Source organism: Robertkochia sediminum (assembly GCF_016786255.1).
GTDB classification, from domain to species: domain Bacteria; phylum Bacteroidota; class Bacteroidia; order Flavobacteriales; family Flavobacteriaceae; genus Robertkochia; species Robertkochia sediminum.
The window spans coordinates 1-5,069 of record NZ_JADMKT010000061.1; the positions used below are offsets into that span (position 1 = coordinate 1).

Consider the following 5,069-nt stretch of genomic DNA (forward strand, 5'->3'; position numbering starts at 1 on the left):
CATTAAATTGATGAATCGTTCTTTTTCCTTTAATTCAAATTCAGAATATTTATCTAGAAAAAAGGATGTCTTAAATTCCATAAAACTTATTATTTCGGAACCCATAATTTCAGCAAGGGAGCCATCAGCCTTTTCGACAATTACGCGGAACACTTCGAAATAGAATTCTAAATCGGAAGTATTCTCACTGAATAAAAGATCAATGCAACTTATCGTTTCGTCATTGTCCGAAGGATAAGATTCACCGGATAATATTGTTTTAGCGTATTGTTTTATTAGTAATGTGTCAATATTCTTAAGACTATTTTGACGGATATTGTATCTATAATTCTTTGTTTCAATTTCCTGTCTAGGACCTATATTCTCCTGAAGATTTTCGTCAATTATAGATGTTTGTTTAGGTAGAGATTTACTTTTTTCCTCTTTTACCTCATTACAGGAGGGGAAGATTGTGATTAACAGGCATATTATTATGATCGGATTTCTCATATTGTGGCCAACGGTCGGGCTCGTATGCACCGGCGCGGTATGGGTTGCTGGGCAACCTTTTGGCCTTTGGCGTTGGCGGAGACCAGCAGCCTCGACGTGGTGTATTCTTTCTTTTTTGTTCAGGGGATTAAGATACAGAAAATAGTCTAATTCTTGTAGGGTCTAGCGCTGGGGTATAGCCGATGTTGTGCTCTGTGCTTTTTAATTTGATTTTTTATAATTAATGATTGAATCTATAAACAGCAGACTGAAACTGGAAGCCCAAAAGTAGAATCCGATTCCTATTTTAACTGAAGAGGTTGTTGAACCTTCGTGAATCGGTAATTCATTTACCATAATTGCAGCACTACCCATTATTAAGCTTAGACCACTAAAAAGGAGTTTTACTTTATGATGCTTTCTGGTTATAGCAATAAGGAATGTTAAGTTAGCGCTCCAGGCAACAAATGCCGGAATTAGTCCAAATAAGATTGTAAGGCCTCCGAATAGCAATGATTGAAAGCCTAATATGTTACCACTTCCAGTAAAAGAATTAGTAAGAAGAGCTATGCCATACAGTAGGATGACGTAAATTTTTACGCTGCTTTTAAATTTATCGTATAACAATTGGCTTTTCAAGTTTTAGTTTTTTGCATTGAGCACAACGGTAAGTGTATGAACCGTTGCGGTTGAGCGGATCAAGCCTTTGCGCGTTGGCTTTTAGCGCTGGCCGGGCTTGAGCCGCTATAACGAGCTGGTTCATTTTGGTTCTTATGCTAAATCTAAGAAAATATTCTAAAGTAAGTAAGAACCTAGCAATGGGTTATACACATTGTTAGGCTTAGTTTGAATATTTTTTTAATTCCCAATTTTGGCAGAAATCTTTATCAATTGTCAGTCCTTCAATTGTTTTTTTGAATCTGAAAACAGTATCGTTTAAAAACTCGAGTTGATTGTCATCTTTTGGGTTGAAGTATTCAGTTAATTCGGAATTAAAATTATCAAACTTTATGATTACATGAGTACTGTCAATTGTTGCTTTGCCAAAATACTCTTTCAGTTCCCCATCTTCTGCTAGGTTGTCTGGATAGTAATAAATTCTTAGGTATGAGGTGGAATCTTCTTTTATTAAAAAGCTTAATTCTCTATAGTCATTACCATCTAAGGATAAAGCATATGGTAAAGTAAACTCATAAGCACCTTCTTTTGTTTCTTTGTCCACACATGGTATATCTGGACACTCTTTGCATGGTTGGTAAACTATTGGAAACTCGTTATTTTCCTTGAAAGGCGTATACAGAATTTTTTGAGAATTATCAGATCCAGGCCATTTCCATACCCAAAGATTCTTTTTTGAATTAATTAATTCAACTTGAAACCTTGTAGTGTGATGCGACATTTGGTTTTTAGTTTCTAAAATATACCCATTCTCTTTTTTCCTAATTTCATTTACTTGTGAATTCCAATATTGACCTTTATAGTTAATAATGATGTTATAATTGCCGTCAGACAATTTTGAAAGCTGAATGCTTTGATCACCCCCACTACATGGATAATACAATGTTGGTTCATTTTCGATTTCTGTAATTCTTGACCAAATTTTGGGAAAATCTTCTATGATGACTTTGTTGTCTATTTGCGCTAAAGGTTTTTTTACTTCCTTTTCATTGCAACTAGTAAAAATTAGAATTGTCAAGATTGTATGTAGAATGCTTTTCATCAAATTAAGCCTAACGGTCAGGCTCGTGGCGGGCGGATTGATTTATGCGTCCGATGGAAACGAATAGCCTGGTTGGTTCATGAATATTTTTTTCTTTTTTAGAAGTACTACACTAGCCCATGAGCTATAGCCAATGTTAGCACAAGTCTATATTCTTTTCATTACTTCATATTCAGCAGTAGCCATGTCGATGATTAATTTATTGCTTCTTGAAATTTCTATATTGTTTTCAAAAGAAGCTTTTAGTTCATTTAGAGCCTTTTCTGCATATTCCAGTTCATTTTGGAGTAAATGGTATTCCATCAGATAAAGGGTTGCATAAAACTGCATTAATTTATCTTGGTTGTTATTCAAAACATCTTCAATTAATGGTTTTATTAATTTGTCATTTTCGTAGTTATCATCAAAAAGATAGTAACCAATTATATCGGTAGCATCTCCATTCTTTCTTTTTGCTTCTTCTTCCTGGGAGTACAGGTCTTTCCTATAGACCAATTTCTCCCCTTTAATGTAATACCATCTGGCTAATTGATCTTCTGCTTTCGGTTTAGGCTCAAATTTTCTTTTTGCTTTATTGAAGTTAGTCATCATGATGAAAAGACTGTCATTATCCTTGACTTCTTTAAAGAAATAAGCAACCCGTGCATCCGATGGTTTTTTTAAAGTGTATTCGACATTTACTTTCTCTTTTGTTGTAACGCCATTATAAACATGAAGTAGTATTTGAGACATTTCATCATAGTCTAAAATTTTGTGTAAATCCATCATGAAAAATGAATCTGCAAATGTGTGGTGCACAAAGTAAAATTTATTGATTCCCAGTTCGTGCTTTGAAGATTGATTTTCTCTAAATATTTTAAACTTGTCTTGAGCTTGAGAAAAGGTGAAGGCGAATAAAAATGTGGCAAGGAGTAAAATTGATTTGTTCATTTTTTTAAGATTTGTGCTAACGGTCAGGCTATGGCTCGTGGCGGGCGGTTTTAATGCTGATTCCGACAGCGATGGAAAGCCTGGTTGGGTTCATGAATTTATTATTTTTTAGAGTAAGAAACTAGCCATGAGCTTTAGCCAATGTTGGCAACTGGCTTTTCTGTTTTCTTAATTGCAGGTTGTATAAGGGTTGGCACATTGCATTTTTGGTTCAATCCAACCTTGGTATGTTTTTTCTTCGGTAATTAGTTTTACCAGTGCCCATTCATCTTTACAGTCTAGGATTTGATAAAAGTCTGGAAGGTATTCGTTCAATTGCATTTTTACTTTGGAATTAAATGAAGGTTCTTCATAGAAATTTAATGGTTCATTAGGCGAATAATTTCTAGCATAGGTACCTACTTCCTTTTCCTTTTTTATCCAACCAATTGTAGGTTCTGAATCGAAGGCATAATTGATTGTGACTTTTAGATATTCTCCATTTGATTCGTGGATTTTAAACATTAAGAAGTTTTCGTTTTCCATATCGTTTTTTAGTTCCTTAATTACAGATCCATTAGGATCTGTTAGAACTTTAATTGGTTTTTCAGATTCCCAGTTTATTATACCCTCGCAATTACAATTTTGAGAAATGGATGAGATGCTAAAAAGTAGAATTATGATTGTTGTAAGTTTCATCTTCAGCTTGTTGCCAACGGTAAGGCTATGGCTCGTGGCGGGCGGTTTTAACGCTGTGTCCGACGGAGATGGGAAGCCTGGTTGAGTTCATGAATTTATTATTTTTTGAAGTACGAAACTAGCCATGAGATATAGCCAGCTTAAGTTTGATTTGTATAATTTTTAAAGATCAATCAGAAAGAACAAAAGAGTGGATTAAGGTCAATATAGCCAGTGAATGTTTTCAATTCGTCAACATTGATGATCCCCACTCTTTTCTACTGCTATTTCGTTCAGTTCTATGAGACGTCCAGATCTCGATTCTAAGTTGTTGAAACTCCAGTAGCCTGTTCTTTCCTCATTCAGTTCTTATGACTAAAAATACTAAAATCTACGGAGTAGACATCAGTAAAGATGTATTCGATGTAATGGATGAACAAGGGGTTCATCAAAAATTTTCTAATGACCCTTCCGGCTTTAAATCCTTTTTAAAAACCCTGGATAAGGATGGGCTGGTGGTGATGGAAGCTACAGGGTATTATCATTATCGACTCGCTCAGTTTCTTTACCGAAAGAACGTTGCTGTATCAGTGGTAAATCCTCTTCAGGTGAAGCGTTTTATTCAGATGAAGTTGTCTAAAGTAAAAACAGATAAGAGCGATGCCAGGGCTATTTGTGAATATGCCCAAAAGAATCAAGTACCTCTTTACAATGCACTTAATGAAACACAGGCAGAGTGCCTGCAGCTCTTTCGCTTATTGGATAGTTACCTGAAAAAACGAACAGCCATAAAAAACAAGCTTCATGGCGAAGAAGCTTTGGGAAGACCTTCAAAAGTAGTTTACCACTCTCTGAACCGCACGCTAAAGCATTTAAACAAGGAAATCGAGATGTTGGAGTCACGTTTGCTGGAGTTGGTCAAGAAGGAGCAGCAACAGCAATTAACAAACCTGAAAAGCATTCCCGGAATGGGGACTAAAACAGCCTTGTTTCTTATCATCATCACCGATGGTTTTACCAAGTTTGAAAACGCTTCACAGCTATGCAGTTATGTGGGGATCACCCCTACCATTAGGGTGTCAGGCAAAAGTGTTCGCGGCAAAAGCAGGATCAGTAAAAGAGGAAACCAGAAACTCCGCAACCTGGTGTTCTTATGCGCCTTCTCGGCCTGTAAACACAATAAAGCCTGTAAGGAACTCTATGACCGGATAGTCGACAAAGGAAAAAGTAAAAAACTGGCCCTGATTGCTGTAGCTAATAAACTGCTGAAGCAAGCCTTCGCAGTGGCTACATC

Annotated in this window: 6 protein-coding genes; 1 reads left to right on the forward strand and 5 read right to left on the reverse strand. The window is 36.0% G+C overall.

The window, feature by feature from the left end:
* The 5 genes from IS446_RS00320 to IS446_RS00340 form a co-directional block, all read right to left on the reverse strand.
* Nucleotides 1-489, reverse strand: a 489-nt coding sequence (locus IS446_RS00320; protein ID WP_203057174.1) for a hypothetical protein, incomplete at its 3' end; no start/stop codon positions are given.
* 201 nt (nucleotides 490-690) lie between these two features.
* Nucleotides 691-1,107, reverse strand: coding sequence for a hypothetical protein (locus tag IS446_RS00325; protein WP_203057175.1), 417 nt, complete (start codon nucleotides 1,105-1,107; stop codon nucleotides 691-693).
* Between the two features lie 202 nt (nucleotides 1,108-1,309).
* The gene (locus IS446_RS00330; protein WP_203057176.1) at nucleotides 1,310-2,188 is read right to left on the reverse strand and encodes a hypothetical protein; all 879 of its coding nucleotides are present in this window, start codon (nucleotides 2,186-2,188) and stop codon (nucleotides 1,310-1,312) included.
* 147 nt (nucleotides 2,189-2,335) lie between these two features.
* Nucleotides 2,336-3,118, reverse strand: coding sequence for a hypothetical protein (locus tag IS446_RS00335; RefSeq protein ID WP_203057177.1), 783 nt, complete (start codon nucleotides 3,116-3,118; stop codon nucleotides 2,336-2,338).
* Between the two features lie 168 nt (nucleotides 3,119-3,286).
* Nucleotides 3,287-3,796, reverse strand: coding sequence for an SH3 domain-containing protein (locus IS446_RS00340; protein ID WP_203057178.1), 510 nt, complete (start codon nucleotides 3,794-3,796; stop codon nucleotides 3,287-3,289).
* 350 nt (nucleotides 3,797-4,146) lie between these two features.
* Between IS446_RS00340 and IS446_RS00345 the strand changes: the two genes are divergently transcribed.
* On the forward strand, nucleotides 4,147-5,069 hold a 923-nt coding region (locus tag IS446_RS00345; RefSeq protein ID WP_203057168.1), incomplete at its 3' end, for an IS110 family RNA-guided transposase.